This is a genomic window from Mycobacterium sp. E2327 (assembly GCF_001672675.1).
GTDB lineage: Bacteria > Actinomycetota > Actinomycetes > Mycobacteriales > Mycobacteriaceae > Mycobacterium.
In genome coordinates this window covers 45,059-70,743 of record NZ_LZKE01000106.1, presented here as the reverse complement: position 1 = coordinate 70,743, position 25,685 = coordinate 45,059, and the positions used below count along the sequence as shown (strand labels likewise).

32 protein-coding genes and 1 pseudogene are annotated in these 25,685 nt (G+C 67.0%); 20 read left to right on the top strand and 13 right to left on the bottom strand.

Annotated features, from left to right (window positions below):
- Nucleotides 1-85: 85 nt before the first annotated feature.
- Nucleotides 86-505: a PaaI family thioesterase gene (locus A5712_RS12315; protein WP_068104863.1), complete on the bottom strand. Its 420-nt coding sequence runs from the start codon at nt 503-505 to the stop codon at nt 86-88.
- A 129-nt stretch (nt 506-634) separates the two neighbouring features.
- Between A5712_RS12315 and cysD the strand changes: the two are divergent.
- From cysD to A5712_RS12300, 3 genes and pseudogenes are all read left to right on the top strand, one after another.
- Nucleotides 635-1,620: pseudogene (gene cysD, locus A5712_RS12310) on the top strand (sulfate adenylyltransferase subunit CysD).
- Complete coding sequence (gene cysC / locus A5712_RS12305) at nt 1,620-3,461, top strand: adenylyl-sulfate kinase (RefSeq protein WP_068104858.1); 1,842 nt, start codon at nt 1,620-1,622, stop codon at nt 3,459-3,461. The pseudogene cysD and the gene cysC overlap by 1 nt, the downstream one beginning before the upstream one ends.
- Before the next feature lie 32 nt (nt 3,462-3,493).
- Nucleotides 3,494-3,979, top strand: a complete 486-nt coding sequence (locus tag A5712_RS12300) for an RrF2 family transcriptional regulator (protein WP_068104856.1) — start codon at nt 3,494-3,496, stop codon at nt 3,977-3,979.
- Here the strand turns inward: A5712_RS12300 and A5712_RS12295 are convergent.
- A complete protein-coding gene (locus A5712_RS12295; protein WP_068104853.1) occupies nt 3,976-4,365 on the bottom strand; it encodes a VOC family protein in 390 nt (129 codons plus the stop codon). The genes A5712_RS12300 and A5712_RS12295 overlap by 4 nt on opposite strands.
- A 106-nt stretch (nt 4,366-4,471) precedes the next feature.
- Entirely contained in the window at nt 4,472-4,885 is a 414-nt protein-coding gene (locus tag A5712_RS12290) for a VOC family protein (protein WP_068104897.1), read from the bottom strand.
- A 39-nt stretch (nt 4,886-4,924) separates the two neighbouring features.
- On the opposite strand from A5712_RS12290, the gene A5712_RS12285 reads away from it, so the two are divergent.
- Nucleotides 4,925-5,803, top strand: coding sequence for an LLM class flavin-dependent oxidoreductase (locus A5712_RS12285; RefSeq protein WP_068104850.1), 879 nt, complete (start codon nt 4,925-4,927; stop codon nt 5,801-5,803).
- Here A5712_RS12285 and A5712_RS12280 read toward each other — a convergent pair.
- Both A5712_RS12280 and A5712_RS12275 read right to left on the bottom strand, forming a co-directional pair.
- Complete coding sequence (locus tag A5712_RS12280; protein ID WP_068104847.1) at nt 5,800-7,515, bottom strand: NAD-binding protein; 1,716 nt, start codon at nt 7,513-7,515, stop codon at nt 5,800-5,802. The genes A5712_RS12285 and A5712_RS12280 overlap by 4 nt on opposite strands.
- A gap of 87 nt (nt 7,516-7,602) precedes the next feature.
- Nucleotides 7,603-7,974 (bottom strand): nuclear transport factor 2 family protein, encoded by a 372-nt coding sequence (locus tag A5712_RS12275; protein WP_068104895.1) that lies wholly within the window; start codon nt 7,972-7,974, stop codon nt 7,603-7,605.
- Here A5712_RS12275 and A5712_RS12270 point away from each other — a divergent pair.
- Both A5712_RS12270 and A5712_RS12265 read left to right on the top strand, forming a co-directional pair.
- Nucleotides 7,973-8,548, top strand: coding sequence for an NUDIX domain-containing protein (locus A5712_RS12270; protein ID WP_082973407.1), 576 nt, complete (start codon nt 7,973-7,975; stop codon nt 8,546-8,548). The genes A5712_RS12275 and A5712_RS12270 overlap by 2 nt on opposite strands.
- A 30-nt stretch (nt 8,549-8,578) precedes the next feature.
- Nucleotides 8,579-9,109 (top strand): pyridoxamine 5'-phosphate oxidase family protein, encoded by a 531-nt coding sequence (locus A5712_RS12265; protein WP_068104842.1) that lies wholly within the window; start codon nt 8,579-8,581, stop codon nt 9,107-9,109.
- On the opposite strand, the gene A5712_RS12260 is transcribed toward A5712_RS12265, so the two are convergent.
- Nucleotides 9,097-9,675: a TetR/AcrR family transcriptional regulator gene (locus tag A5712_RS12260; protein ID WP_068104840.1), complete on the bottom strand. Its 579-nt coding sequence runs from the start codon at nt 9,673-9,675 to the stop codon at nt 9,097-9,099. The genes A5712_RS12265 and A5712_RS12260 overlap by 13 nt on opposite strands.
- The gene (locus A5712_RS12255) at nt 9,648-10,637 is read right to left on the bottom strand and encodes an NAD-dependent epimerase/dehydratase family protein (RefSeq protein WP_068104838.1); all 990 of its coding nucleotides are present in this window, start codon (nt 10,635-10,637) and stop codon (nt 9,648-9,650) included. Before A5712_RS12255 ends, A5712_RS12260 begins: the two co-directional genes overlap by 28 nt.
- An 84-nt stretch (nt 10,638-10,721) precedes the next feature.
- Here A5712_RS12255 and A5712_RS12250 point away from each other — a divergent pair, with 84 nt between their 5' ends.
- Nucleotides 10,722-11,534 (top strand): SDR family NAD(P)-dependent oxidoreductase, encoded by an 813-nt coding sequence (locus tag A5712_RS12250; RefSeq protein WP_068104836.1) that lies wholly within the window; start codon nt 10,722-10,724, stop codon nt 11,532-11,534.
- A gap of 246 nt (nt 11,535-11,780) precedes the next feature.
- Here A5712_RS12250 and A5712_RS12245 read toward each other — a convergent pair whose 3' ends face one another.
- Nucleotides 11,781-12,569 (bottom strand): SDR family NAD(P)-dependent oxidoreductase, encoded by a 789-nt coding sequence (locus A5712_RS12245; protein ID WP_068104892.1) that lies wholly within the window; start codon nt 12,567-12,569, stop codon nt 11,781-11,783.
- A 59-nt stretch (nt 12,570-12,628) separates the two neighbouring features.
- Between A5712_RS12245 and A5712_RS12240 the strand changes: the two genes are divergently transcribed.
- A complete protein-coding gene (locus tag A5712_RS12240) occupies nt 12,629-13,195 on the top strand; it encodes a carboxymuconolactone decarboxylase family protein (protein ID WP_068104834.1) in 567 nt (188 codons plus the stop codon).
- Here A5712_RS12240 and A5712_RS12235 read toward each other — a convergent pair whose 3' ends face one another.
- Nucleotides 13,196-13,573: a DoxX family protein gene (locus tag A5712_RS12235; protein WP_068104886.1), complete on the bottom strand. Its 378-nt coding sequence runs from the start codon at nt 13,571-13,573 to the stop codon at nt 13,196-13,198. It abuts the gene before it with no gap.
- A 119-nt stretch (nt 13,574-13,692) separates the two neighbouring features.
- Between A5712_RS12235 and A5712_RS12230 the strand changes: the two genes are divergently transcribed.
- Entirely contained in the window at nt 13,693-14,193 is a 501-nt protein-coding gene (locus A5712_RS12230) for a nitroreductase family deazaflavin-dependent oxidoreductase (protein WP_068104832.1), read from the top strand.
- A gap of 33 nt (nt 14,194-14,226) precedes the next feature.
- On the opposite strand, the gene A5712_RS12225 is transcribed toward A5712_RS12230, so the two are convergent.
- Both A5712_RS12225 and A5712_RS12220 read right to left on the bottom strand, forming a co-directional pair.
- A complete protein-coding gene (locus A5712_RS12225; RefSeq protein WP_068104830.1) occupies nt 14,227-14,418 on the bottom strand; it encodes a hypothetical protein in 192 nt (63 codons plus the stop codon).
- A gap of 189 nt (nt 14,419-14,607) precedes the next feature.
- Nucleotides 14,608-15,378, bottom strand: a complete 771-nt coding sequence (locus A5712_RS12220; RefSeq protein ID WP_068104828.1) for a cutinase family protein — start codon at nt 15,376-15,378, stop codon at nt 14,608-14,610.
- Between the two features lie 96 nt (nt 15,379-15,474).
- Between A5712_RS12220 and A5712_RS32680 the strand changes: the two genes are divergently transcribed.
- The 11 genes from A5712_RS32680 to A5712_RS12175 all read left to right on the top strand — a co-directional run bounded on the left by A5712_RS32680 (nt 15,475) and on the right by A5712_RS12175 (nt 24,450).
- The gene (locus A5712_RS32680; protein ID WP_082973406.1) at nt 15,475-15,789 is read left to right on the top strand and encodes a DUF732 domain-containing protein; all 315 of its coding nucleotides are present in this window, start codon (nt 15,475-15,477) and stop codon (nt 15,787-15,789) included.
- 199 nt (nt 15,790-15,988) lie between these two features.
- A complete protein-coding gene (locus tag A5712_RS12215; RefSeq protein ID WP_068104825.1) occupies nt 15,989-17,134 on the top strand; it encodes a site-specific integrase in 1,146 nt (381 codons plus the stop codon).
- Between the two features lie 197 nt (nt 17,135-17,331).
- On the top strand, nt 17,332-17,511 hold the full coding sequence (locus A5712_RS30210) for a helix-turn-helix domain-containing protein (protein ID WP_082973405.1): 180 nt from the start codon (nt 17,332-17,334) through the stop codon (nt 17,509-17,511).
- Between the two features lie 124 nt (nt 17,512-17,635).
- Nucleotides 17,636-17,851 (top strand): hypothetical protein, encoded by a 216-nt coding sequence (locus A5712_RS12210; RefSeq protein ID WP_068104823.1) that lies wholly within the window; start codon nt 17,636-17,638, stop codon nt 17,849-17,851.
- Nucleotides 17,851-19,464, top strand: a complete 1,614-nt coding sequence (locus A5712_RS12205) for an AAA family ATPase (RefSeq protein WP_156766530.1) — start codon at nt 17,851-17,853, stop codon at nt 19,462-19,464. Before A5712_RS12210 ends, A5712_RS12205 begins: the two co-directional genes overlap by 1 nt.
- A 406-nt stretch (nt 19,465-19,870) precedes the next feature.
- Nucleotides 19,871-20,095, top strand: a complete 225-nt coding sequence (locus tag A5712_RS12200) for a hypothetical protein (RefSeq protein ID WP_068104818.1) — start codon at nt 19,871-19,873, stop codon at nt 20,093-20,095.
- Nucleotides 20,092-20,646 carry a hypothetical protein gene (locus A5712_RS12195; protein ID WP_068104816.1) on the top strand — a complete coding sequence of 185 codons (555 nt, stop codon included), beginning with the start codon at nt 20,092-20,094 and terminating at the stop codon, nt 20,644-20,646. Before A5712_RS12200 ends, A5712_RS12195 begins: the two co-directional genes overlap by 4 nt.
- Nucleotides 20,646-21,323 (top strand): hypothetical protein, encoded by a 678-nt coding sequence (locus tag A5712_RS12190; RefSeq protein ID WP_068104813.1) that lies wholly within the window; start codon nt 20,646-20,648, stop codon nt 21,321-21,323. Before A5712_RS12195 ends, A5712_RS12190 begins: the two co-directional genes overlap by 1 nt.
- 124 nt (nt 21,324-21,447) lie before the next feature.
- Nucleotides 21,448-22,293 carry a phage major capsid protein gene (locus A5712_RS12185; RefSeq protein WP_068104880.1) on the top strand — a complete coding sequence of 282 codons (846 nt, stop codon included), beginning with the start codon at nt 21,448-21,450 and terminating at the stop codon, nt 22,291-22,293.
- Nucleotides 22,294-22,479: 186 nt separating this feature from the next.
- Nucleotides 22,480-23,088: a hypothetical protein gene (locus A5712_RS12180; protein ID WP_068104811.1), complete on the top strand. Its 609-nt coding sequence runs from the start codon at nt 22,480-22,482 to the stop codon at nt 23,086-23,088.
- Nucleotides 23,089-23,391: 303 nt separating this feature from the next.
- Nucleotides 23,392-24,450, top strand: coding sequence for a cytochrome P450 (locus A5712_RS12175; RefSeq protein ID WP_068104807.1), 1,059 nt, complete (start codon nt 23,392-23,394; stop codon nt 24,448-24,450).
- A 633-nt stretch (nt 24,451-25,083) separates the two neighbouring features.
- Here A5712_RS12175 and A5712_RS12170 read toward each other — a convergent pair.
- Nucleotides 25,084-25,323: a hypothetical protein gene (locus A5712_RS12170; protein ID WP_156766529.1), complete on the bottom strand. Its 240-nt coding sequence runs from the start codon at nt 25,321-25,323 to the stop codon at nt 25,084-25,086.
- Complete coding sequence (locus A5712_RS12165) at nt 25,323-25,622, bottom strand: hypothetical protein (protein ID WP_068104802.1); 300 nt, start codon at nt 25,620-25,622, stop codon at nt 25,323-25,325. Before A5712_RS12165 ends, A5712_RS12170 begins: the two co-directional genes overlap by 1 nt.
- Nucleotides 25,623-25,685: the final 63 nt, after the last annotated feature.

The window sequence follows — 25,685 nt, the reverse complement described above, 5'->3', positions numbered from 1 at the left end:
CCGACTCCTCAAGGACTACCAAGCCCGCACCCAACACACCCAACCCACCGCGGCTTGACATAGGAGCTATTGCTCGCCGCAGTAGCTAGCCCACCTTGTACGTCGCCAGAGCCTTGGCGACCAGCGTGCCCGACGGATCGACGATCTCGGCCTCGCAGTTGACCAACGACCGGCCCCGCCGCAGCACCCGGCCCACCCCGATCAGGTCGGTTGCCCGTGCCGGGGCCATGAAGTCCAGCGTCATCGACACCGTCACGCCCCGCAGCGACGGGGGAGCGTCGACACCGCACCACGCCGCGGCCATGACGGTCAGGTCGGCCAGGGTGGCGATGGCGCCGCCGTGCACCATGTCGCCCACGGTGACGTTGGTCGGATCCCACGGCAGCCGCAGCCTGACCTCGTCGTCGGCCAGCTGATCGGCCACGATCCCCAGCTTCGCGACGAACGGCGATTGGGGGAGGAATTGGGAAATGACTTCGCGGCCGCTCTGCGTTTCAGTCGTCATGCGCTCATGCTCGCGCACCCACCCGCCGGCGCAAAAGACAACTGACCGGGCGTGGCGTAATGCGTCGTCTGCTGGTCACCCGCGCCAAACCGTTGACATCGGCGGGGCCGGCTGGTTCTATATACGACAATGACCATAAAGATGGTCAATTCGACCACCTTTATCAGGAATCCAACGAGGTGCCTATGACCAGCGTTGTAAACACGGCCCCGGCGGCCGGCCAGTACGAGTTGAGCCATCTGCGCTCGCTCGAGGCCGAGGCGATCCACATCATTCGGGAGGTTGCCGCCGAGTTCGAGCGCCCGGTGCTGCTGTTCTCGGGCGGCAAGGACTCCATCGTGATGCTGCACCTGGCGCTCAAGGCGTTCAAGCCCGGGCGGCTGCCGTTCCCGGTGATGCACGTCGACACCGGCCACAACTTCGACGAGGTGATCGCCGCCCGCGACGAGCTGGTCGCCGAGTCCGGGGTCCGGCTGGTGGTCGCGTCGGTGCAGGAGGACATCGACGCCGGACGGGTGGTCGAGACGATCCCGTCGCGCAACCCGATCCAGACCGTGACGCTGCTGCGCGCCATCCGCGAGAACAAGTTCGACGCCGCGTTCGGCGGGGCGCGCCGCGACGAGGAGAAGGCGCGCGCCAAGGAGCGGGTGTTCAGCTTCCGCGACGAGTTCGGCCAGTGGGACCCCAAGGCCCAGCGACCCGAGCTGTGGAACCTCTACAACGGACGGCACCACAAGGGCGAGCACATCCGCGTCTTCCCGCTGTCCAACTGGACCGAGTTCGACATCTGGTCCTACATCGGCGCCGAGAAGATCAAGCTGCCGTCGATCTATTTCGCGCACCGGCGCAAGGTGTTTCAGCGCGACGGCATGCTCCTGGCGGTGGACCGGCACATGCAGCCGCGCGCCGACGAGCCGGTGTTCGAGGCCACGGTGCGGTTCCGCACCGTCGGCGACGTCACCTGCACCGGGTGCGTGGAATCCGAGGCCGCCACAGTGAGCGAGGTCATCGCCGAGACGGCGGTGGCGCGATTGACCGAGCGCGGCGCGACCCGCGCCGACGACCGGATCTCGGAGGCTGGAATGGAAGACCGCAAACGGCAGGGCTACTTCTGATGACAACGTTATTGAGGCTCGCGACCGCCGGATCCGTCGACGACGGCAAGTCCACCCTGATCGGGCGCCTGCTGTATGACTCCAAGGCCGTGATGGAAGACCAATGGGCGTCGGTGGAGCGGGCGTCGGAGGAGCGCGGCCACGACTACACCGACCTGGCGCTGGTGACTGACGGCCTGCGGGCCGAGCGGGAGCAGGGCATCACCATCGACGTCGCCTACCGCTATTTCGCAACTCCCAAGCGGAAATTCATCATCGCCGACACGCCGGGACACATCCAGTACACCCGCAACATGGTGACCGGGGCGTCGACGGCTCAGCTGGTGATCGTGCTCGTCGACGCCCGCCACGGCCTGCTGGAGCAGTCCCGCCGGCACGCCTTCCTGGCGTCGTTGCTCGGCATTCAGCACATCGTGTTGGCGGTCAACAAGATGGACCTGATCGACTGGGACAAAGAAAGATTCGAGTGGATCCGCGACGAGTTCCACGCCTTCGCGGCCCGGCTCGACGTGCAGGACGTGGCCACCATCCCGATCTCGGCGCTCAACGGCGACAACGTGGTGACCAAGTCGGACAACTCGCCGTGGTACGAGGGCCCGGCGCTGCTGTCGCACCTCGAGGAGGTCTACATCGCCGGTGACCGCAACCTGGTCGACGTGCGCTTCCCGGTGCAATACGTCATCCGGCCGCAGACCCACGAGCATCGCGACCACCGCAGCTACGCCGGCACCGTGGCCAGCGGGGTGATGCGCCCCGGCGACGAGGTGGTCGTGCTGCCCGTCGGCAAGACCACCCGGATCACCGCGATCGAGGGCCCCAACGGCCCTGTGGAAGAAGCGTTTCCACCGATGGCCGTCTCGGTGAGCCTGGCCGACGATATCGACATCTCACGCGGCGACATGATCGCGCGCGCCCACAACCAGCCGAGGGTCACGCAGGATTTCGACGCGACCGTGTGCTGGATGGCCGACAACTCGGCGCTGGAACCGGGCCGTGACTACCTCATCAAACACACCACCCGAACCACCCGCGCGCGCGTGACGGGGCTGGAGTACCGGCTCGACGTCAACACCCTGCACCGCGACAAGGGCGCAAGGGCGTTGCAGCTCAACGAACTTGGTCGCATTTCGCTGCGTACCCAGGTTCCGCTGCTGCTCGACGAGTACACCCGCAACTCCAGCACCGGCTCGTTCATCCTCATCGACCCGAACACCAACGGCACGGTGGCGGCGGGCATGGTGTTGCGTGAAGTCGCGGCGCAGACGGCAAGCCCGAACACCGTGCGGCACAAGTCGCTCGTCGGTGCGGAAGCCCGGCCGAAAGGCAAGACCGTGTGGTTCACCGGTCTGTCGGGCTCCGGGAAGTCGTCGGTGGCGATGCTAGTCGAGCGGACGCTGCTCGAAAGCGGCATTGCCGCTTACGTTCTCGACGGCGACAACCTGCGCCACGGCCTGAATGCGGACCTGGGTTTCTCCATGGCCGACCGCGCCGAGAACCTGCGCCGGCTGGCGCATGTGGCGGCGCTGCTGGCCGACAGCGGTCAGGTGGTGCTGGTGCCGGCGATCAGCCCGCTGGCCGAGCACCGCGAATTGGCCCGCAGGGTCCATGCCGACGCCGGCGTCGAATTCTTCGAGGTGTTCTGCGACACGCCGCTCGATGAGTGCGAGAAGCGTGATCCCAAGGGGCTGTACGCGAAAGTGCGCGCCGGTGAGATCCAGAACTTCACCGGCATCGACAGCCCGTATCAGCAGCCCGAGAATCCGGATCTTCGGCTGACGCCGGATCGCAGCGTCGAGGAGCACGCGCAGCGGGTCATCGACCTGCTGGAGTTGCGCCCCTAGGGACCGCTTACCGGGGTGGCACAATCCTCACCATGCGGATGTCGGCCAAGGCGGAGTACGCGGTGCGCGCGATGGTCCAGCTCGCCACGGTCGACGGCGGCACCTTGGTGACGACCGACGAATTGGCCCAAGCCCAGGGCATACCGCCGCAATTTCTCGTCGACATCCTCACCAACCTGCGCACCGATCGCCTGGTGCGAAGCCACCGCGGCCGGGAGGGCGGCTACGAATTGGCCCGGCCCGGAAACGAGATCAGCATCGCCGACGTCCTGCGTTGCATCGACGGCCCGCTGGCGAGCGTCCGCGACATCGGCCTCGGCGATTTGCCGTATTCGGGGCCCACCGCGCCGCTGGCCGACGTGTGGCGGGCGCTGCGCGCCAGCATGCGCTCGGTCTTGGAAGAGACCAGCCTGGCCGACGTCGCGGCCGGCGCCCTGCCCAAGCACGTCGCGCAGATGGCCGATGACTACCGGAGCCAGGAACACGCACGGCACGGCTCACCGCGCGCCGGCGATTAGCCGCCCGAGCCGTAGGGGCGGGTCAGGATCTCCATGGCGTGCCCGGAGGGATCCAGGAAGTAGACCCCGCGGCCGCCGTCCCGAGTGTTAATTTCACCGGGTCGGTTGGCCCCCGGGTCGGCCCAGTGCTCCAGGCCGCGGGATTTGATCTTGCCGTAGATCGCGTCGAAGTCGTCCTCGGACACCAGAAATGCGTAGTGCTGGCGCCGGATCTCCTCGCCCTCGGGCGCGTCGGCGTAATCGAGCGTGGCGCCGTGCTCGAGCGCGACGGCCATGAAGTGACCGAACGGCTTCGGCTCCGGCAGGCCGAACAACTCGGCGAGGAACTCCGCGGACTCCCGCTTGTCCCGCGCGGCGACGATGGTGTGGTTGAAACTGATGGGCATAGTTCCCTTCTACCCCTCCGCCCTCTCCGCGAGCGTGCGTGTTTGTACGGCGACACGCCGTGCGGGCCGTCATTTTGCGCACGCTCGCGGGAAGACGACGGCATCTCTACTTGGGCGCCGTGAGCTCCAGCGCGATGTTGTCCGGGTCGCGGAACTCCAGAATGTACGACGGCCCAATGTCTTTGACGGGCTCGTGCGGCACGCCGACCTCGTCGAGATGTGCGGCCGCGGAGTCCAATTCGGCCCTGCTGGCGAGCCGGAACGCGATGTGGTCGAGCCCGCAGCGGTCCTCGTGGAAGCGGTCCGTGGCGACCGGTCGCAGGCCGAGCAGCGTTCCGCCCAGGTCGTAGATGACGCCGCCGAACAGGAAGCCGAACTGGTTGCGGGTGGCTTCGTCGGCGTTCTCGGGGACCTCGAGCAACACCGGCCAGCCGAACACGGCCTCGTAGAACCGCCGTGACCGTTCGATGTCGGTGACGGTCAGCCGGACATGCGCGATGGAGGTACTCGTGAAACCCATCTGCTTCATGGTGCCAGAATCGCGTCTGTGCAGATAGCGATGACCATGCCGGTGATGGAGCCGGACCTGGACGCGACGGTGCTCGAAAACTGGGCAAGGGCGATCGACGAGGGCCCGTTCTCGTCGCTGTGCTGGGGCGAGCGCATCGCGTTCGAAAACCCGGACAACCTGACGCTCCTCGGCGCGCTGGCCGCATGGACCACCCGGGTGCGGCTGGTGACGACGGTGATCGTGCCGCAGCTGCACGATCCGGTCATGTTGGCGAAGGGCCTGGCCACCGGCGACATGCTGAGTGGCGGCCGGCTGACGGTGGGCATCGGCGTCGGCGGCCGGCACGAGGACTACCACGCCGTGGGCGCCGACCCGGCGACCCAGACCATGCGCGGCATGGCCGAACGCGTGGCGGTGATGAAGCGGGTGTGGGCCGGCGAGAAGATCACCGAGTCGGTGCTGCCGGTCGGGCCGGCCCCGGTTCAGCCCGGCGGCCCGCCGCTGTTCGTCGGCACCATGGGTCCCAAGACCATCCGCAGCGCCGCGACCTGGGCCGACGGGCTGGCCGGCACCACGTTGGACCTCGACGTCGCCAAGCAGGACGAGCTGTTCGAGGTGGCGCGGGAGGCGTGGACGCAGGCCGGCAGGCCCAAACCGCACCTGGTGACGTCGTTCTGGTTCGCGTTCGGCGAACCCGAGCAGGCCCGCGCCCAGGTGCATCGGCACCTGCTGCACTACATGAACTGGATCCCGGCCGAGTACGTCGACGCGATGGCGCCCATGACCGGCTGGGCCGGCAGCGAGGACGAGCTGCTGGCCGTTTTGCGGAAGTTCGAGGGAATCGGCACCGACGAGGTGCAGCTCATCCCGACGAGTTCGGACCTCGACCAGCTGCGCCGCGCCGCCGACGTGGCCGCGAAGCTTTAGGCAGACGCCCGCTCGTCGTCCGCGGTGGGCTCTTGCGGCGGCTGCCCCTTGCGCAGCGTCGCCAGCAGCTCGCGATACGGCCCGACGAGGTAGACGGTGTCGCCGCCGCGCAGCCAGGCGTCGCGTCGCGGGTGCAGTTCCACCGGCGTGTCGTGGCGGGTGATCGCGATGACCCGGGTCTGGGTGGACAGCTCGAACATCTTCAGCCCGTCGAGTTCGCTGCCGGCCGCCACGTGCATGGCGCCGACCATGAAGGAACGCTGCCCCACCCAGAACGTCCCCAGCACCTGCAGCCCCATCGCGGCGCCGATGAACCATGGCGCGGCCAGATCGACCGTCGAGCGCACGTTCTCGAAGCCGAACCGCTGCGCGACCGCGGCCCCCAGCGCGCGGTCGTAGATGCGCAGCACGATCGGCACGTCGGGCCGGACCACCTCCGGCATCACCCGCGGGCCGAGCATTTCGCGCAGCACGATCCCCGTCTCGATGTTGGTCATGTCGTCCTGGGTCAACACCGCCACCGCGCGGGCCCGGTCGACGCGGGCCGCCGCCAGCGTCTGGCGCAGCGTCGCATCCCCGAAGATCACCGGCACGTCCAGATCGTCCGCCGCCGACAGGAAGCGGTTGTTGTCGTCGCGCTCGATGACCGCCACCTCGTAGCCCGCGCCGGCCAAGTCGGCGACGACACGGCTGCCGAACGACCCCAGCCCGACGACGATGACGTGATTGTGCAGGTGGCGCGCCCGCCGGCGGCCGGCCGAATGCGCGAAACGCCGCGACAACAGCAGGTCCGCCATGAACGCGACCAGCAGCGCCGTGGTCGTCACGCCCGCGAGCATCAGCATGATGCTGAACAGCCGCAACCACGTGGGTTGCTGCAGGAAGCTGAAGTCGCCGTAACCGACGGTCGCGATCGTCTCGGTGCTGAAATACAGCGCGTCGAGCCAGGTCATTGTCGCCCGCGGCTGGTAGCTGAAGCGCAGCACGACGGTCGACCCGATCAGCAGCAGCGCCACGGCCACCAGGGCGCGCGGCAGCATCGGGTTGACGTCGTCACGCAGGCCGCGGGCGGCATCGAGCAGCCGACGCAGCCAGGCCCGGCGCGACCGCCTCGCCGTCGGTTTCGGAACCCTGATGCCGCGCGCGGCCAGCTCGTCGGCGGTGCCGATCATCGCGGTCCAGTCGCCGGCGTGCACCGGCAGATCTCGGCCCGGGCACGGCTCCACCGCGCCCGGCGTGGCGCAGTTCTCGCCGTGGATGACCGCCACGGGCGCCAGGTCGCCGTAGATCTCGCGCAGGGTCGCGTCGCGCGGCGCCTCGGAGCCCGAGACGACGAACTTGATGCCCGCCGCCTCGAACGGGTGCACGGTGTGGGCTAGGCAGGCCTCGACCACGGACGGCGCCGCGAGGTCCGCGACGTCCAGGATCGCGCCGGGGCGCTTGTCGGCGGCCATCGCCGTGCGCAGCACGTCGTTCGCCAGCCGCGCCACCACCCGGACGTTGGGGTTGGCTTTCCTTGCCAGCAGGGCGATTTCGAGATTGATCGCGTCGTCGTCGCCGGCGCAGATCACCGCGCGGGCGCGGGCGATCCCGGCGGTGGCGAGCTCGGTGGGGCTGGTGAGCTTGACGATGTGCACGCCGGCGTTGTTGAGTTCCTCGACGATCGTCGTCGCCAGCGCGTCCTCGCCGCTGACGATGATGTGGCTACGCATGCCGGAGCGGCGGATCTCCCTATCTTCAGGGGCCATCGGTGCATTATCGCGGTCGCGGTGGCATCAGACGAGTCCACCGCGCGGGCGCTACAGGACTTTGAAGTCGGACGGTGACCAGAACGCCCGCATCGACGTGATCTTCGCGTCGTCGTCGAACGTCATCGTCGAGATCGGTGAGAGCCGGCTGCGGCTGTCGCCGCCGTCGAGGGTGAGGTGCCACAAGAACGCGGCTTCGCTGCCACCGACCCGGATCTCGAGGAGTTCCGTGTCCTTGTTGGCGTCTTGAAATCCGGCATAGAACTCGCGGATGGCGTCGTGGCCGCGGCGAAGGTCGGTGCCGATCGGATCCTCGACCGTGGCGTCGGCGGCGTAGAGCGCGACGATGTCGTCGGTCTTGCCGTCGGCCACGAGCGCGAGGTAGCTCTTGACGGTCTCGGTGATGGCTTCGGGGGATGGCATGGCTTCGGACGCTACCGCACCGGTGATACTGGGCGGCGTGCCCTTCATCGAATGCGTCGCGTCCCGCGAGATCTACCGGAACCGATGGTTGGTGGTGCGGGAGGACCAGATCCGCCGCCCCGACGGCAGCGCCGGCATCTACTCCGTGATCGACAAGCCGACCTACGCGCTGGTGATGCCCTACGACGGGAAGCGCTTCCGGCTGGTCGAGCAGTTTCGTTACCCCCTCGGCGCGCGGCGCTGGGAGTTCCCGCAGGGCAGCGCCCCCGATCACGCGGAGCCCGACCCGCACGAGCTGGCCGAGCGTGAGTTGCGCGAAGAAACCGGGCTGCGCGCGACGTCGATCGAGGCGCTGGGCCTGCTGGACGTCGCCGCCGGGATGACGAGCCAGCGCGGCTGGGCGTTCCTGGCCACCGGCATCGTCGAGGGCGAGGCGGACCGCGAGCACGAGGAACAGGACATGCACAGCGAGTGGTTCTCCCGCGCGGACGTCGAGGAGATGATGCGCACCGGGGTGATCGCCGACGCGCAGTCGATCGCCGCCTATGGGCTGTTTCTGCTGCGGGAGCGATGACTTCCGGCTCGGGCACCGGTCATTACCGATATGCCGGTCACCGAACGCAATCTCGACGGATACGGCGCACCGCCGATTGACTGGGACCGGGTCCGGGCCGTGCTGGACGGTGAGCTGCCGCAGGCGCCGGGCACCGGCGGTCCGGCGCGCCACACGGTGTGGCTGACCACGATCAATCCCGACGCCAGCCCGCACGTCATGGCCGTCGGGGTCGTTCGATGCGGCGGCAGCTGGTATTTCAGCTCCGGGCTCGCGACCCGAAAGTCCCGGAACCTCGCCCGCGACCCCAGGTGTGCGCTCAGCCTCGCCACCGAGCCGTTCGACCTCGTCGTCGAGGGCACCGCCGAACTGGTCACCGACACGAGTGAATTGGCCTCCGTCGCAGCCGCTTTCGTCGACGACGGATGGCCGTGCCAGGTGGCGGGCGACGCGCTCACGGCGGAGTTCAGCGCCCAGTCGGCGGGCCCGCCGCCGTGGCACGTCTATCGCGTCAGGGCGTCGACGGTGTTCGCCCTTGGCACGACGGAACCCTTCGGCGCCACGAGGTTTCAGCTGGGCTGAGCGGAAAGGCCGGCCGCGGCCCGGATCTCCCGGCGCGCCGCGGCCCGGTCGGCGTCGGGAAATATGTAGTGGCTCAATGCGGTTCGCGCGACCGCACCCGCAAGGTCGCGGGCATCCACCGTTGTGGCGAACGCCCCCTCGCGGGCGCAGCGCTGAAAGACCGCCGTCAAGCCGTCGGCCAGCATCGGCAACGCCTGGGCCATCTGGTCGTGGGCGAACGTCGGCTCGAGGTCGAGCAGCCGTCCGGGCGGTTGCGCCTCGACGAAGGTCGCGACGACGTCGACGGCGGCCTCCAGGCGCGCGACTCCCACGACCCCGGACATCGCGGCGTCCATCGCGTCGTTGAAGCGGCGGCGCTCGCGTTTGCCCAGCGCGTCGATGAGTTCTTCTTTGGACGTGAAGTAGCGGTAAATGGTGGGCCGCGAAACCCCGGCCAGGGTCGCCACATCCGAGAGCGACATCCTGCGGGCGCCCGTCCGGAATACCAGTCGCTGCGCCGCGTCGAGGATCCGATCGGACAGATCCGCCGTGGCGACCCCTACAGCTTGCCGAGCTCGCGCAGCCATGAGATCAGCAGCCGTAGGCCGTCATCGAAGGACATGGGCGCGTAGCCGAGGCGCCGGGTGGTCAGGTTGTCGGTCGCCCTGGGCTTGCGTTCGGCCTTGGCCGCGGCCGCCGCGATCGCCATCAGGGTGGGCCCGAATTCGGCGGTCAGCGCCTCGGGGTCGCTGCGGTAGTCGAGATCCTCGACGCGGTGGTCGATTCCGGCGATCTCGCAGGCGCGGTTGATGCCGCCGGCGGTGCTGAAGGTGTCCTCGGGACGGCCGACCAGCAGGTAGCGTTCCCCGGCCACGCCCTTGTCCAGCGCGGCGATAGAGCCCTGCGCCACGTCCGCGCCCGCCACCCAGGTCACGGGAAAAGCCAGATAGCGCTTGATCTTTCCGCGCATGCCGGCCAGCAGCACCCGGTTGAAGCTGGTGCGGTGCAGGGCGCGCGCGACGACCAGCCCGGGACCGAAGATGGCGCCGGGGTGGCACGTCAGCACGTCGTCGCCCGCGGCGGCGCGCCGGTGCGCTTCCAAAAAGGCGGCGAGCTTGGTGACGGTGTAGGGGTCGCGCGGCGGATTCTTCAGCACGGGCGCCTCCTCGAAGTCGACGCCGGTGCTCAGGTCGAGGAAGGTGGCGGTGCTCAGCGCGACCACCCGGCGCATGCCGTGGGCCTTGGCCGCGTCCAGGACATGCGTGGTGCCGAGCGTGTTGACGGCCTTGAAGTCCTCGAGGTCCTGGCTCGCGCCGCCCAGCAGCGCGGCGCAGTGAATGGCCGCCTCGGCGCCCTTCGCCGCGGCCAGGACGTCATCGGCGTCGGTGATGTCGCCCTTGACCAGTTCCACGCCGATCCCGGCCAGTGCCGCGGCGTCGTCGGGTTCGCGCACCAATGCGCGGACGTGGTCGCCCCGCTCGATCACCTGCTGGCACACGTTGCCGCCGGTCTGCCCGGTCGCGCCGGTGACGAAGATCGTGCTGGCCATGGCGACCCTCCGAGGTTTTTACATATCGGACAGATTCGGTAATGACTGTAAACCTTGACGTCGGTTTGTTCTATATTTAGCTGCATGACACTCGACCCCTCAAGTGTTCTGCTGACCGATCGCGTCGCGGTCGTCACCGGCGGTGGCGCGGGCATCGGTCGCGGCATCGCGCGGGGGCTGACGGCCTTCGGCGCCCGCGTCGCGATCTGGGAACGCGACCCCGAATCGTGCGCGGCGGCCGCCAAAGAGATCGGAGCGCTGGGCCTCTCCGTCGACGTCCGCGACAGCGCCGCGGTGGACGCCGCGCTGGCGCAGACCTCCGCCGAACTTGGGACGGTGAGCATCCTGGTCAACAACGCCGGCGGGGTCTTCTGGTCGGGCATCCTCGCCACCAGCGAGAACGGCTGGGACGCGCTGTACAAGGCCAACCTGCGCCACGTCTACCTGTGCACCCAGCGGGTGGCGCGCGTCCTGGTGGAGCAGAAGCTGCCGGGCAGCGTCATCAGCGTCACCTCGATCGAAGGCGTGCGCGCCGCACCGGGTTACGCGACCTATGCGGCGGCGAAGGCCGGTGTGATCAACTACACGAAGACCGCCGCGTTGGAGCTTGCGCCGCACGGCATTCGGGTCAACGCGCTGGCCCCCGACATCACTCTGACCGAAGGCATCAGAGCGATCGCGCCGCCCGGATCCGAGGAGCGATTCGGTCTGACGGTCCCGATGGGGCGGGCCGGTCACGTCGACGAAATGGCCGGCGCAGCAGTCTTTCTCGCGTCCGACATGTCCAGCTACATCACCGGTCAGACGATCCACGTCGACGGCGGCACCCACGCCGCCAGCGGCTGGTATCACCATCCGCAAACCGGCGCGTACGCGCTCGGCCCGTCGAGCGGCTGAGCACCCCGCGCGGCAACGGCGGAGCGAAGAGGAGTCGACATGGGCGTGAACAACACCGGCGGCATGGCCTGGCGCCACCGGTGCGCGGATCAAACCTATGCGACAGTGGCGCTATGGCATTCGATGAGTTGTCCACATTTCGCGGCACCCCGCCGTGGCGTGACCCGCTCACCATGTCGTTTGGCCTGCACCGCAGGTTGCTGCTGTTGCGGTTTCGCTGGCACGACAAAGCAGCGCAGCGAAACGCTAAGCGCCAGTGTCCAGGCCGGCGTGCGCCGACATCCCGCCGTCGATCGAGAACATCTGCCCGGTGATGTAGCGGGACTGCTCGCAGGCGAGGAAGACGACGAGGTTTGCGACGTCCTGCGGTTCGCCGAGGTAAGGCGTCAACGTGGCCCGGGCGAGCCGGCCGATGACGTCCTCGGAGAGGTGCGCGCGAACGGCGTCGGTGAGGATCAGCCCGGGCACGACGGTGTTGGCCCGCACCCCGGCCTTTCCCTCGCTGGTCGCGACGTACATCGTCAGCGCATGTACCCCGGACTTCGACACACCGTAGGCCAGGCGGGTGCGGTCGCCCGCCAGCGCCGCGCCCGACGACATGTTGACGATGGAACCGCCTCCGCTCCTTCGCATTTCGGGAACCGCGTGCTTGCACATGAGCAACTGGCTACCGAGGTTGACTTCGAGCGATCGCTGCCACACCTCCAGCGGCATCTCGGTGACGGTGGTGTCTCGCGACAAGAAGTCGCTGGCCGTCAGCGCCGCGTTGTTGTGCAGCACGTCGACGCGGCCGAACTCCGCGAGGGTGGACCGCACCACTTGGCGCGCCGTGGCCTCCTCGGCGAGATCGCCGCCCAGTGCGATCGACCGGGCTCCCGTTCGCGCAATCTCGTCGGCGACCACGCCGGCCTTCGCCTCGTCGATGTCGACGACGGCGACGGCGGCGCCTTCGCGCGCCAACTCGTGCGCCGTCGCCGCACCGATTCCGCCCGCACCCCCGGTGACTATCGCGACCTTTCCGGCGAGTCTGGACATCGAGTCCTCCCAAATCATCGGGGCTTTTCGGTGATGCACAAGAAAGTTAGCGTGATCTAATGCCGCGTATTGCGCCAATTCCGATGGAAGAGCTCAGCCCGCACTCCCGCGAAATCGTGGAGGCCGGCGTAGCCGCCGGGCTCTACGCGACGCCGGTGCCTCTGCAGATATTCGCGTATCGCAGCGCACAGCTCGAACAGGTCAACATGGCCAGACACCAGCTCGGCGCCGGCACCCTGCTCGGCGGCCGGATCCTGGAGCTGCTGCGCATCCGCAGCGCTCAACTCGGCGAATGCGAGCCGTGTAGCCAGTCGCGCAAACACGATTCGATCACCGACGAGGACGTCGCGTGCCTGCTCGCCCCGGGCCACGGCGCGCTCACGCCGCAGGAGCAGATGGCCGTCGAGTTCCTCGACCTGCTGTCGGCGGACCATCACGCCATGGACGACGAGTTCTACAAGCGCCTCGGGGAGCACTTCACCGCCGCGCAGGTCATCGAACTCGGCTTCACCTGCGCCGGCGTGATGGGATTGCACCGCTTCATCCACACCCTCGACGTCTATGGCGACTCGGCGCCCGTCATCGAGTACGACGCGGATCAGGTCGACAGCATCAAACCCGCGTGACTAGGTGAGTGGATAGGGCCCGAAGCGGCCCCAGGCGACGAAGATCGCGAGCGCCAGCAGCACCGCGTTCATCGCGACGAACGGTGTCTCCTTGCGCCGGGCGTGCACCACGGCCGCACCGATCATCACCACCGCGAGCCCGAGTGCGGCCAGCGGCACCAGGATCGGCGCGATGTGCACCAGAGCCGGCACGATCAGCCCGATCGCGCCGAGGATCTCGGCGACGCCGATGAGCCGGATCGTCGTCGGGCTGTAGTCCTCCGCCCAACCGAAGCCCGAGCCCACCAATTGGTCCTTGGTGCGAACGAGTTTCAGCAGCCCGCTGCCGGCGAACGTGACCGCCAGAACGATCGCGACGATCCACAGCGCCAGGTTCATCCAGACCTCCTCGGGGGAGCGCGATCTCGTGATCATCCAACGACAAGCGGCCCGCGGCAAGGGTGTCACTCATCGGCACCTACTAGAGCCGGCGATGCAATTGCGGCAAGAATGACTCCATGTCCGACCGGTCCTTCGACGCCACCAACCCGTTCCATCGAGCGATGCGCACGTTCGCGGCCACGAAGGTGGGGTCGGCGTTCATGCGCCCGACGGCACACCATCTGGACCGGCTCGTCAGCAAGCTGACCGGTGGCCGAAGCAGCTTCGCCGGGATCGTGACCGGGGTTCCCGCGGTCATTCTCACCACCACCGGCGCCAAGTCCGGTCAACCCCGCACCGTCGCGTTGTACGGAATCCCGCACCCCGACGGCGTCGGCCTCATCGCGTCCAACTGGGGCGGCGAGAAGCACCCGGCCTGGTACTACAACCTCAAGGCCAACCCGAAAGCCACGGTGTCGATCGGCCGCGAAACCTGGCCCGCCACCGCGCGGCTGGCCACGCCGGCCGAGCGCGACGAGATCTGGGCGAAAGGGCTCCGGATGTACCCCGGCTGGCGCAAGTACGAGGCGCGCGCCGGCGACCGCCACATCGAGGCGTTCGTCCTCAGCCGGGATTGACGACCGCCGGCAATTTCGGCCAGCGAATTCTTGTCAGGTCGAGGCGACCAGGCGCTGGATGTGGGGAAGAATCAACCGGCACTCGGCGGCGCTTAGCCGCAAAGTGCCGCGCTCGCCGTCTCTGGTGTCGAACGACAGGGTTAGCGAGCCGCGTTCGATCAGCGGTACTTCGCCAAGATGGCCCTGGTAGGCCGCGAACTTGGGTTCCTCGATCACGACGAGCATGCAGTGCGGTCCTCTCCGGTTGTTCCCCGACGCTCCCGGTGCGAGCCTTTGCTCAGTATCTAACCCTCTCTAACCCTCGCAGATCGCCTATGACGGCCTCCGGCTGGTTTGCCAGCGACGCGTTGATTACGCGCGAAGCAAATTCTGCGGTTGATCATTTTGGCGCTGTGATCGATCCGGGCGCGGTAATCAGTGATTGACGTTAACGCCGCCTGCAGATGGAGACCCGACGACGGTCGTCGGCGTGCCAGGACTCGCGGCCGCGGGCCCGCCGGCAGCTCCGCCAAGAAAACCGCCCGCGAAGGAAGCGCCCTGGTCAATCACTGCCGCGTTGGTCGCGTACGTGTCATGTGCGGCGAAATTCATCCCGTCAGCGCAGATCGGGTCCCCGGGAGCACAAATCTGGATCGTCTTGGCCTGGTAGAGCGGACCGATGACGACCGGCGGCTCGCCAAAGAAATTCATGGCCCGTTCGTTCGGCACCGAGAAGAGCACGACCGATGAGACGTGGTTGGCCACCTCCGGGTCCATCGGTTTCGGCACCGTCGTCGGATCGATCCCGGGCGGTACGGCAGCCGACGTGACGAAGCCCATCACGGCCGCGCCCTGCGAATAACCGCCCAGCACCATCTTGGTGTTGGGGCAGTCGTGCGCCATCGACACGACATGCGCGCCCGCGTCCCTGATGCCGGCCTCACCCGCGTTCGTCCAGTCGTGGGTGGCGGGGTAGTTGACCGCATATTCGTCGAGCGACTTTGCGCCCACGCGGGTGCGCAGGGAGTCGACAAATGCTTGCCCGGTCGGGCCGAGCCCGGCGGGGTCGTCGGTGCCGCGGGCGAACACCACCTGAACGTCCGGACACGGATCGGCGGAGGCGAAAGGGGCGAGCACGGGAGCGCTGATGCCCGACGCCGCAGCTACCGCAGCGACAAGCAAGCGAGGGAGCTGACGCGCGATCATGCCGCGGTGTGCCCACTCGTGCGAGATTTAAACCCTGACTTTCAGGAGCCCGTCTACCACGACCGGTCCCCCGAGCGCTGACTGAGCCGGGATACCATGCACGGTCATGAAGCGCACTGTCGCGCTGCTGGCAGCGGCCCTTTTCCTCATGTTGTTCCGACCGCTCACGCGGACGACAATGACACCGCGTTCCTGAATGCGCTCCACAATCAGGGGATCTCAAGCGCTAGGGGAGACCAGGGCCTGATCAATATGGGTCACAAGATGTGCGCCCTGCTGGCGCAGGGCCGCAGCACGGATTCGATCGTGGGCATGGTCCAGTCGCACGAGCGAAACGGTATGACCGACGACGACGTGAGGTTTTTGGTGCGAACTTCGGCCACGTCATACTGCCCCGAATATGCGCCGTAAGGGATTACCAGTTGAGGCGCCGCTGGTGCCCCCGGCAGGATTCGAAAATGCCGCTGCCTTGGTAGCTCATACCAGCTATCATCAGTAGAAATAATCTCTGACCTGCTGATCAGCTGATCGTAGTTGATGCGCTTTCGTTTGCACAACTATGCACGAATCAACACTCTAATCACAGACAGATAACAGAGCGGAGCAACTTGTGGCGGGCAAAAAGGGGCGACGTGGCTGGGGCTGGATACGCAAATCGGGCACGACCACCTGGCATGCCTCCTACAAGGGTCCCGACGTCCTGCGCCACAACGCGCCGCACACCTTCAGCGCCAAGATGGACGCCGAGGGCTGGCTGGCCAATGAGCGCAGGCTGATCGAGCTGGGCATCTGGACGCCGCCGGCGCAGCGGGAAGCGGAGAAGCTGGCCGGCTCGATCACGGTTGCCGACTACGCGAAGACATGGATCGAGCAACGTCCCCTGAAAGCGCGGACCAAGATCGGATACGAGGCGCTGCTCGAGCGCCGAGTCAAGAATTCGATGCTCGCGCAAGTGCCGCTGAAAAACTTGACACCGGATGCGGTGCGGTCGTGGTACGCGGCCATGGGCACGGAGAAACCCACCGCGCGCAGTCACAGCTACCAGTTCCTGCACGCGGTGTGCGCCACGGCAGTGATCGACGGCCTGCTGCCGTCGAATCCGTGCAATATCCCGCGCGTCATGAACCCGACGACCAAGAAGCAACCTGTGATCCTCGACCCCGATGAAATCGCCGCCCTCGCGGAGGCGATCCCATTGGCCCAATTTCGCGTCCTGGTTCTCATCGCAGCCTGGTGCGGACTGCGGTGGGGTGAAGTATCAGAACTGCGCCGCAAGGACGTCAGCGCCGACCACAGCGTCATTACGGTAGGGCGGGCGGTCACCCACCGCGAAGGCTGTCGGATCGATAGCCCGAAATCAGGCAAGGGCCGCGCGGTTGTCGTCCCGCCACACATGCGTGGCGACCTTGCCGACCATCTGGCGCAACACGTCGCCGAGGGTGCCGACGCACTGCTGTTCGTACCTGTCCGCGGCGGCTGCCACCTGAACGACAAAGCCTTTCGAGACAGTTACTTCATCCCGGCGCTCACGAAGATCGGCCGCGACGGCAAGAAGAAGCCGCGGCCGACCATCCACGACTTGCGTCACTTCGCAGGGACGCAGACAGCACGCGTCGGCAACCTCGTGGAGACGATGGCCCGGCTCGGCCACAGCACGGTCCGCGCCAGTCTGCTTTACCAACAGGCGGTGTCCGGACGTGACGCCGAGGTCGCTGAAGCGCTGTCGCAGCTTGTTGGCCCAAAAACCGAAAGCTGAGATGCGGCTGAGATATTCGCGTCGCCAGTAATCATTTCGGATGCCTCCGGCCGCTCTACGTGCGGTGATAGGCGGAAGCCAGTTAACACCTGTAGACCGCACTACGGTCGAAGACCGCCGAAAACCGTTGCTAGCTAGTCAGCTTTGAGCACAGAAGCATCGTAGTGCGCAGAATAGTAAATAAGATCTGTAGAACTATGAAACCTACTCAATTGGACATCCGCAGCGCCGCAGCCCTGCTCGGCGTCCACCCCTGCACGATTCGCCGTTATATAGCGGCTGGCATCCTACCTGCGCACCGGCTCGGTCCGCGGCTCATCCGGATATCGGCCGATGACGTCGAAAAGCTCACTCGACAGTCGGCAATCGGCGCGTAAACAGTTCCTCCACAACCACTCTCAGGGCGGGCCAGGTCCAACCCCACCTGGATTAGAAGGCTCAATCATGTCGACAATTGAAGATACGGAAAACCCCCCGGCGTTGCACCGAGGGGCTCACCACATGTCCGAAATCGCCACCGCACCACTGGGAACGACCTCGTTAGTAATCGATGATACGGCATTAGACGAACACGACGACGGCTACACCGCAGATGCGTCCTGGCAGAACAACTTCGAGCGGATGGCCCGGTGTGCCGCGCACAAGGGTCGTTTCTATGCGATCGCGGGCTCCAACGTCCGGCGCCGCGCCGACGAGATACGCGCGGGGTGGTCGTGATGGCCGACATTATGGCCGCCCTGGAAGGCAAGAAGACGAAGGCCGACGCCTTCGATGATTGGTTCGATGGTGGCGAAGCCAAGCCGCATCGAATCTCCGGTGGTGCAAGGGCATTCATTCCGACTGACGCTGACCAGCGCTATGCGCTGGGTGCCCTCGAGCGCCTGGCCGGCGAGGTCGCGATGGCACCCATAGGTGAGCGCAACGACAAATGGCTGAACCCGAATGCCTTGCGCGCCTACCGTGTTGCCGACGGCAACGGTTTGGACCGGCAGATCGTTACGGACACCATGATGGAAGCGGGCCGACGGTGCGGTCTACCCGACGCCGAGATCGACCGTACATTGCGGTCCGCGCGCAACGGCGCCGACAAATATGGTCCGGCGCGGCGTGATCCCGGCGAGGGGCAGCAGCAGCTTGGTAACACTACGTTCGACCCGGCTGGACAGCCGTCGGCAGATGAAGCGGCGGAGCAGCGCCAGCTGCGTATCGAATACCGCGCCGAGCAACTTCGGATCGACAGTGAGGCAAAGGCGCTGGTCGCCGCCGAGACTCGCCCGAAGGTCGAGTATCCGCCGGTGCGCTCATTGACCGAGCTACTGGCGCAGCCGTGTCCGCCGACACGATGGCGCATCGAGCAGGTCGCCCCGATCGCCGCGCGCATCATTCTGTCCGCCCAGTACAAGGCCGGCAAAACAACGCTGCGGGACAACATGGTTCGGTGCTTGGCCGACCGCGAGCCGTTCCTGGGGCAGTTCGCGATTAATGACCCGGCCAGTGCGCTCGTGCTGATCGACGACGAACTGTCCGAGCACATGGTGCAGGATTGGCTCGGGAGGCAGGGGATTCGGAACACCAACGCCGTCGCCGACGTGATCACGTTGCGCGGCAAGGTGTCAGCGTTCAACCTGTTCGATGACGACTGCCGCGAGACATGGGCGAAGCGGTTCCGCGACCTCGGCTGCGACTACCTGATCCTGGACTGCCTTCGCCCCATCCTCGACGCGTTCGGCCTGGATGAAAACCGCGACGCCGGACTGTTCCTGGTCCAGTTCGACGCGATGCTCGAGTCGGCTGGCATCCGTGACGCGCTGCTGGTGCATCACATGGGACACAGCGGTGAGCGGTCGCGCGGTGACTCCCGCCTGCTGGACTGGCCCGACGCGAACTGGCGACTACTGCGGGAGGATCCCGAAGACCCCGCATCGGACCGCTATTTCAGTGCGTTCGGCCGCGACGTCGCGGTCCCCGAGGGGCGCCTGAGCTTCGACCCAGCCACGCAACACCTGCGGTATGCACCCGGCTCGCGCGGCGATGCGCAGACCGAAGCCGCGCTGGCGGCGGTGATCGAGGTACTTGTCAATGACGCCCGATCGGGCGGGCCAGGTATGAGTGGCCGGGCGATCGAGGGAGCGCTGATGGGTGTCGACCACACCCAGAAGGCAGTCCGCAGCGCTGTCAAACTGGCCGAGGATCGAGGGCTGATCTCGACGGCGCAGGGGGCGAGAAACGCCACGCTTCGCCGCATTGCGCAACCCTGCTGTGTGTGCTTCCAACCGCTCGCCGCGGGCCAGGTTTTACGGCACGAAGCATGCGTCGAGGAGGCGGCGTGAACCCGTCAGTGCGTCAGTGCGTTGCAGTGCGTTGCCAGTGCGTTGACGCACTCAGCCAGCCAGTGCGTCAGTGCGTCAGTGCGTATATAGATAACGCACTCGCACCGCACGCGCTCGACCCCGAAACAACAGTTCAGTGTGTCAAGCAAAGACCGCAATGCTGCGGTCGCCTCACCGAGACTGGCTCGCCGTGCCGACGCCGCGGCCGCTGTCCGTTCCACCCTCGGCGGCCTCGGCTGACCATCGGCCGGCCGCGCGGTATCTCGAAGATCAACGCCCACAGAACCGAGTGCGTCCGAGGCCATCCGTTCGACGCCGCGAATACCTACCGATGGACCGACACCCGCGGGTATGCCCACCGCAGTTGTCGGGCGTGCAACCGGCTGCGTCGGGCTGGGCAGGCGTCATGACCGGCCAGATCGAACTGGCCGTCGAGTGGGTGGCGACCTACCTCAGCACCGGCCCCAAGACCGAGCGCCAGTGGCGCGAGGACGTCCCACGGCACATCGGCCGTCACTCGATCAACTGCGCCAAGAAGCGCCTCGGCGTCGTTCAATTCCGCCGCAACTGGCGTAACTGGCTGGCGCTGCCGACCGACCCATCCATCCCCACCGAAAAGGAGAACCGATGACTACCACCGACACCCCACCCATTCCTCTGAATCGGGTACGCGCGATCGGCCGCGACCTGCTGCACGCCGCGGCGGGATTCGGCGGCAGGGATGCCATCGACGTCTGGCAGACCGCCACGGCGGTCACCACGATCGCCCCGGACGCGCCGCAATGGCAGATCATCGCGGTCGCGGCCACGCTGGTGCGAAAACTGGCCGGGCGCACCAGCTTCGATGATGTGACTGATGACGAGGTCCAGGCCGCGCAATGGTTGCGTGAGCTCCGGAGCAGCGTCGGGTGTGGCCAGTTCGAGAGAACGATCACCTTTGAGCAGGCCAGGGTGATGACCGCGATTCTCGGCATGGCTGAGGTCGCGACGCCCGGCAGCGAATGCAGCAGGGTCGTCGATCAGGCGATGGCCTGGGAGGAGCGCTTCACGATCATCGACTGCTGGCAGGTCACGTACCTGGCGGTGCAGTTGATCCGAATGATCGCCGACTTCAGCGGCGATCCGCTGCGGCTGCTGTGCGTGGTGATCGACGAGCTCCGGCACCGGAAGGACGAGAACTGATGACCACGACCACCGAAACCCCCGACACCGCACCGGAAACCGGGACCGACGCCGCTGACACCGACGCGGCGGCCGAGGACTACGACACCATCCTGCAGGACCTCGAGGCCGACCGCGACCACTGGCGCAGCCGGGCGGAGATCGCCGAAGCCAACCTCGAGGCCGCGGTGCAGCGTGCGGACACGGCCGAGGCCGCGCTTGCGGCTGCCCAGACCAATCCTGGTGAGCCAGAACCTGATCCGGAGGTAGATGGCGAGGGCAAGCCCGCCAACGAAGCCCAGGAGGAGCCTGAGACACCCGAAACCGACGAACCACGCGGTCGCGATCGGCGGTACCGAGAGCGGTTGCGCGAGACCGAGGCCGAACGCGATGCGCTGGCCGAGACGCTGGCCAACACCCGGCGCGCGATTCTCGACCAGCACATCGCCAGTGCCGGATACAAGCCCGGCGCGTTCAGTGACCTCAATCCCGACGACGTTCTCAGCGACACCGGTCTGATCGATGGCGCAAAGGTGGCAGAGCGCATCGCGGCCCGCGTCAGCGATTTCGGTCTCAGCCCGCAGCCGCGCCGCCCGCAGCCCGACCCCATGGCCGGCGGTGGCGGTGGGTCTGCCGGGAAGTCGGGACGCGAAACCTGGGACGCCGCGTTCACCGGGGACGTCGCCCGAACCAGATAGAATGGCTGCAACCCTGCGGGTCGCGGGGGACACGGGCCAGGCGGTGCCGCCGTGAGACATCCATTCAATTCGTTGCATAGCAACGTGTCTCACGGCTGCTGCCGTGGAAAGGCAAGTGTTCAAAATGAGTGCTCCATTCAACACCACCGGATCGGCCAAGGCCTTCCACCTCGACGTCCAGGGCGTCGAACCCCAAGACGTCATCCCCGAGGCGCTGATCCTGCAGACCAGCACCAAGGCCGGCGACGTCGAGGGCGACGAACCCGCGGTCCGCGTCCCCCGCGTCACGCTGGACGGCGCGCCCGGCTTCGTCCCCGAGGGCGACGCGATCGACGAGTCCGACCCCGACGACAGCGAAACCGTCATCCACACCGGCAAGATCGCCGTGCTGACCAGCGTGTCGCGCGAGCAGTATGGCCAGGGGACAGCTTCGTCCCTGCTCAACGCCGCCGTTCGCCGGTCCATGGTCCGGAAAGCCAACAGCGCCTACTTGGCGCAGGCGGCGCCGGTCGGTCCAGCCGTCACCCCGCCCGCCGGGCTGCTGCACCAGTCCTTCCACGACGGCGGCATCCTGGACGAATCGCTCGACGCTCTGATCGACGCCGTGGCCTACATCGAAGACGACGGCGGTGTGGCCAGCCACATCATCGCCAGCCCGACCGCGTGGGCGGAGCTGCAGAAGTTCAAGACCGCGACCGACTCCAACCAGTCGCTCGTCGGCGCCGGAACCAGCAGCGCGACACGGCAAGTCCTGTCGCTACCGGTGGTCACCGACCGCGATGTGCCGGCCGGTCAGCTGGTCGTGGTCGACAAGAACGCGATCCTGGCAGTCTGGGGTCAGTTGCTCATCGCCACGAGCTCGGACTACCACTTCAACCGGGACAGCATCGCGATCCGCGCGACGTGGCGGTTCGGCCAGCAGATCGCGCACCCCAACCGGGTGGTCGTCCTGGGTATCGGCGGTTCGTAAACCCCGATGCTCGGTCACCGAGGAACAGGTCGCGGCGCGGGCAATGCCAGTCTCTACAACGGCATTCGCCCGCTGCCGCGCCGCGAAGAACTGTTGGGGCCGCAGGGAGCTTTACTCCTTTCATCCCCGCGGCCCCAACACTCGACCACCACGATCGCCGTCGTCGCCCACAACAGTCGATCATCGATGGCGCAGACGCTGGTCGGCACCGTCCGCGCCGACCACCTGGCCATGGACGACGGCCGACTCGGCTGCGAGGGCAATCACCGACGCGCCTGGAACTGGCTGCGCGACAACGCCACCAACAGCAGCGGCTGGTCAGTCGTGCTCGAGGATGACGCCCAACCCACCGAGGGATTCCGGGATCAGCTCGACGCGGCGCTGGCCGTCGCCCCGAGCCCGGTCGTGTCGCTGTACCTCGGTCGCGAGCGGCCGCCATACGCACAGGAGCGCATCGCCCGCGCTGTCGTGCGAGCCGGTGACTCGGCGTCGTGGATCGTCGCGCCGCGGATGTGGTTCGCGGTCGGCGTCGCGGTGCTCAGCGATCTGGTTCCCGATCTCACGCAGTACCTCGAGTGCGACCCGCGCAAGAGCAGGCCGATCGACGAGGCGATCGGGCGCTGGGCAATGAAGCACCGGCGACCCGTCGCCTACACCTGGCCATCACTCGTCGACCACGCCGACGTCGTGCCGGTCATCGGGCAGCGCGCCGACCGGCAAAGCCGTGACCGTGGCCGCCGAGCATGGCTGGTCGGTGGACGCCAGCGATGGACTACGGACACGGTGACGATCTGATGCGCAGCAACGACATTCGATGCCCTGGGCCGCTACCCCTCCCCGGCGCCCCAGCGGCCCACGGTAGTCATTGGTGCCCTGATCCTGCTCGGGTCTGGGGTTTTTCGAAGCGCACGCGCGTAGAGGCTTGAAACGGAAGGAAATACGCATGTTCGGGCCCTGGATCAGAACCCTTATCCCGTGCGGTTGGTGCGGCCTGCGCGTCCCACAGACGACTTCCGGCCGCGGCCGGCGCTGGTGCTCCGATGCTTGCCGGATGCGCTCCTATCGAGCCCACCAGCGAACACGCCGGGGCCGTGCGCAGTGAAGGCGTGGCCGTACGAGCTAGTCTTCACCGACCGCGCCGCCGCCTGGCAGCAGGTCCGCAGGGCCGGACGCTCCGTTCTCCTCGACGCGCACCCGAATTCGCCCACGCAGGGGGAGAAGTTATTGGTGCTCTCGACGGCCGCCGACGTGGCCGCTGCGCTACGGAATCACGACCTGAGGGCCTTCACGGGATGGAGATACGAGGAGCCTGTTGCTTTTCTCGACTCCGCCCGCCGGGTACTGCGCCGCGCGATCACCGCGGGCGCGCCCGCCTGGGTCGAGCAATTCCGCGGCCCAACCGCCGCGTTGATCGACGCCGCCGCCGAGTCGGCCGGCTGCGACGCGATGGAAGTCGCCTGGCCGCTGGCCGGCCACCTGTTCTCGGCGATGAACGATGTGCAGCTTGCGAACTGTCCGGGCGGCGAGCTGCCACTACCCGACCTGATCCGCAGGGCCCGCGCCAACCCCGGCGATGACCTGGTCTCGAGAATCCTGAACGAAGCACCGCAACTCAGCGACAGAGAACTCAGATTGCTGGTCCTGGCCGCATGGCTGGGGGCCCAAGTCGGTATCCCGCAGATTCTCGGCTTCACGCTGTTGCATCTGGCGCGCAACCCGTGGCTGCAGCGGCAGCTGCGCGAAAACCCCGACGAGCGGATCGACCACTTGATTGAGGAAATCGTGCGCTTGGAGCCGACGGCACCGGCACCCCGCCAATACGCAGCGCGTGACACCGAGATCAACGGCCTCGCCGTCCCCAAGGGCACGCAGGTGAGCATCTGCCTGGCCGCCGCCGACCGCGAAGGCGAGGGGCGCAACCACGTGAGCCACCAGTGGTCTAAGTCGCGCAAGCACTTTGGGTTCTCCGGTGGCCGCTGGCTATGCCCTGGGATTCACGTTGCGCGCGGCGCGCTGCGGGTGGCCATCGAGGAATGGCTCCGGACGGTGCCCGAGTTCACCGTCGCGCCCGGCTTCACCCCGCGCCTCTGGGGGGCGGGCGTGGCGTTCGGGAGCTTTGCCCTGCGCGAGTTGCCGCTGCGGTGGAAGGCGGTCTAATCCTGGCCGGCCCCTGATCCACAACGAGATCATCTACAACAACGGCTTTTGGCACACGGCACCAAGCGGATTTTCTTGGAGGAACCCCACAAATCAGGGTATCGGTTTCGTCAGCAAGCTCTAAGAAATCACTCAAACTCTCGAAAAAAACGCGCCTAATGCCAGTGGTTGTCGTATGTGCGTTGATACCCTCAGTCCAACGCGTAACAGGCCCCGGGTCCAACACCCGGGGGCCCTGGACCTGAGGCCTGCGCCTACCTCCACAGTAGACGGCCAAGCTATCAGGTGATCGGGTGCCCCGTACACCGAATGGTGAAACCGGGACACTTCCGTGATCAGGGCAACTCCTTTCCTGCGGCGCGTGGGGCTGCGTTTTTTCGGGCCCCGAACAGAGAGAAAGGACAGGCTCATGCCTGGTCTCGGAACGATCGCCCACACGGGCGACGTTTGCCCTGTAAGCGGTGTTTGGGAGTCGATGGACTACCCCAGCACCACCGCGCCGATCGCGATCGGCAACCGCATGCCCCCGCATAACGGCAAGGCGTGTGGCTGGCAGCTGATCCAGTTCGCCTAGGGCACTTCAACAGAGGGTGGCACCGTCGAAAGGCGGTGCCACCTTTCTGTTTGCGGAACTTAGTTCGTGGCCGACCGCAGCGCCTGAAGCCGCCGCTCGACGAAGAACGAGGCGGTCAACGCGTCGATGCAGCCCTGGCCCGTCGCGATGGTGTACTCGAGCAGCTGCTCGTCGCCGGTCGCGGCGGCTTTTTCGGCGGCCTCGTCGCAGCGCAGCATCAGCGCCTCGAGGCGTTCGGCCTCACTGCGGCTGAAGCCGCCCTGCTCCATGTGGTCTTGGATGGTCCCCCGTGCCGACATCAATTTCCCCGACCTAATGGGCCGGCCAGCTCGTTGGCGAGGAACGCGGCCACCGCCGCAAGGTCGCGCAGCGCCTGTGCGTCGTCGGTCTGGACGGTGACGTCGGCCAGAGGCCGGGCGTGCCCGTCGATCGCGATGTGGACCTCATCGGCGACGGTGCCGCCGTCGAAGATGGAGCGGATGATCTCGCCCATCACCTTCCCGGTGACCACCGTGACGATCGCGCCGGCCCAGCCGGACGCCGGAACGTCGGCCGGGTCGGGCGAATCCTCGCGAATTACAGTCAAGTTGGTGTTCATGCGTGACCTCTCCTTCCTCAGTGGTGGGCAAACCAAGGAAGCGGAACCGAATCACAGCCAGAT

Coding starts and splice junctions, on each gene's coding strand:
- A5712_RS12315 (WP_068104863.1), bottom strand. CDS start 505: ATGACGACTGAAACGCAGAGCGGCCGCGAAGTCATTTCCCAATTCCTC.
- cysC (WP_068104858.1), top strand. CDS start 1,620: ATGACAACGTTATTGAGGCTCGCGACCGCCGGATCCGTCGACGACGGC.
- A5712_RS12300 (WP_068104856.1), top strand. CDS start 3,494: ATGCGGATGTCGGCCAAGGCGGAGTACGCGGTGCGCGCGATGGTCCAG.
- A5712_RS12295 (WP_068104853.1), bottom strand. CDS start 4,365: ATGCCCATCAGTTTCAACCACACCATCGTCGCCGCGCGGGACAAGCGG.
- A5712_RS12290 (WP_068104897.1), bottom strand. CDS start 4,885: ATGGGTTTCACGAGTACCTCCATCGCGCATGTCCGGCTGACCGTCACC.
- A5712_RS12285 (WP_068104850.1), top strand. CDS start 4,925: ATGACCATGCCGGTGATGGAGCCGGACCTGGACGCGACGGTGCTCGAA.
- A5712_RS12280 (WP_068104847.1), bottom strand. CDS start 7,515: ATGCGTAGCCACATCATCGTCAGCGGCGAGGACGCGCTGGCGACGACG.
- A5712_RS12270 (WP_082973407.1), top strand. CDS start 7,973: ATGGCTTCGGACGCTACCGCACCGGTGATACTGGGCGGCGTGCCCTTC.
- A5712_RS12275 (WP_068104895.1), bottom strand. CDS start 7,974: ATGCCATCCCCCGAAGCCATCACCGAGACCGTCAAGAGCTACCTCGCG.
- A5712_RS12265 (WP_068104842.1), top strand. CDS start 8,579: ATGCCGGTCACCGAACGCAATCTCGACGGATACGGCGCACCGCCGATT.
- A5712_RS12260 (WP_068104840.1), bottom strand. CDS start 9,675: ATGGCTGCGCGAGCTCGGCAAGCTGTAGGGGTCGCCACGGCGGATCTG.
- A5712_RS12255 (WP_068104838.1), bottom strand. CDS start 10,637: ATGGCCAGCACGATCTTCGTCACCGGCGCGACCGGGCAGACCGGCGGC.
- A5712_RS12250 (WP_068104836.1), top strand. CDS start 10,722: ATGACACTCGACCCCTCAAGTGTTCTGCTGACCGATCGCGTCGCGGTC.
- A5712_RS12245 (WP_068104892.1), bottom strand. CDS start 12,569: ATGTCCAGACTCGCCGGAAAGGTCGCGATAGTCACCGGGGGTGCGGGC.
- A5712_RS12240 (WP_068104834.1), top strand. CDS start 12,629: ATGCCGCGTATTGCGCCAATTCCGATGGAAGAGCTCAGCCCGCACTCC.
- A5712_RS12235 (WP_068104886.1), bottom strand. CDS start 13,573: ATGAACCTGGCGCTGTGGATCGTCGCGATCGTTCTGGCGGTCACGTTC.
- A5712_RS12230 (WP_068104832.1), top strand. CDS start 13,693: ATGTCCGACCGGTCCTTCGACGCCACCAACCCGTTCCATCGAGCGATG.
- A5712_RS12225 (WP_068104830.1), bottom strand. CDS start 14,418: ATGCTCGTCGTGATCGAGGAACCCAAGTTCGCGGCCTACCAGGGCCAT.
- A5712_RS12220 (WP_068104828.1), bottom strand. CDS start 15,378: ATGATCGCGCGTCAGCTCCCTCGCTTGCTTGTCGCTGCGGTAGCTGCG.
- A5712_RS32680 (WP_082973406.1), top strand. CDS start 15,475: ATGCACGGTCATGAAGCGCACTGTCGCGCTGCTGGCAGCGGCCCTTTT.
- A5712_RS30210 (WP_082973405.1), top strand. CDS start 17,332: ATGAAACCTACTCAATTGGACATCCGCAGCGCCGCAGCCCTGCTCGGC.
- A5712_RS12210 (WP_068104823.1), top strand. CDS start 17,636: ATGTCCGAAATCGCCACCGCACCACTGGGAACGACCTCGTTAGTAATC.
- A5712_RS12205 (WP_156766530.1), top strand. CDS start 17,851: ATGGCCGACATTATGGCCGCCCTGGAAGGCAAGAAGACGAAGGCCGAC.
- A5712_RS12200 (WP_068104818.1), top strand. CDS start 19,871: ATGACCGGCCAGATCGAACTGGCCGTCGAGTGGGTGGCGACCTACCTC.
- A5712_RS12195 (WP_068104816.1), top strand. CDS start 20,092: ATGACTACCACCGACACCCCACCCATTCCTCTGAATCGGGTACGCGCG.
- A5712_RS12190 (WP_068104813.1), top strand. CDS start 20,646: ATGACCACGACCACCGAAACCCCCGACACCGCACCGGAAACCGGGACC.
- A5712_RS12185 (WP_068104880.1), top strand. CDS start 21,448: ATGAGTGCTCCATTCAACACCACCGGATCGGCCAAGGCCTTCCACCTC.
- A5712_RS12180 (WP_068104811.1), top strand. CDS start 22,480: ATGGCGCAGACGCTGGTCGGCACCGTCCGCGCCGACCACCTGGCCATG.
- A5712_RS12170 (WP_156766529.1), bottom strand. CDS start 25,323: ATGTCGGCACGGGGGACCATCCAAGACCACATGGAGCAGGGCGGCTTC.
- A5712_RS12165 (WP_068104802.1), bottom strand. CDS start 25,622: ATGAACACCAACTTGACTGTAATTCGCGAGGATTCGCCCGACCCGGCC.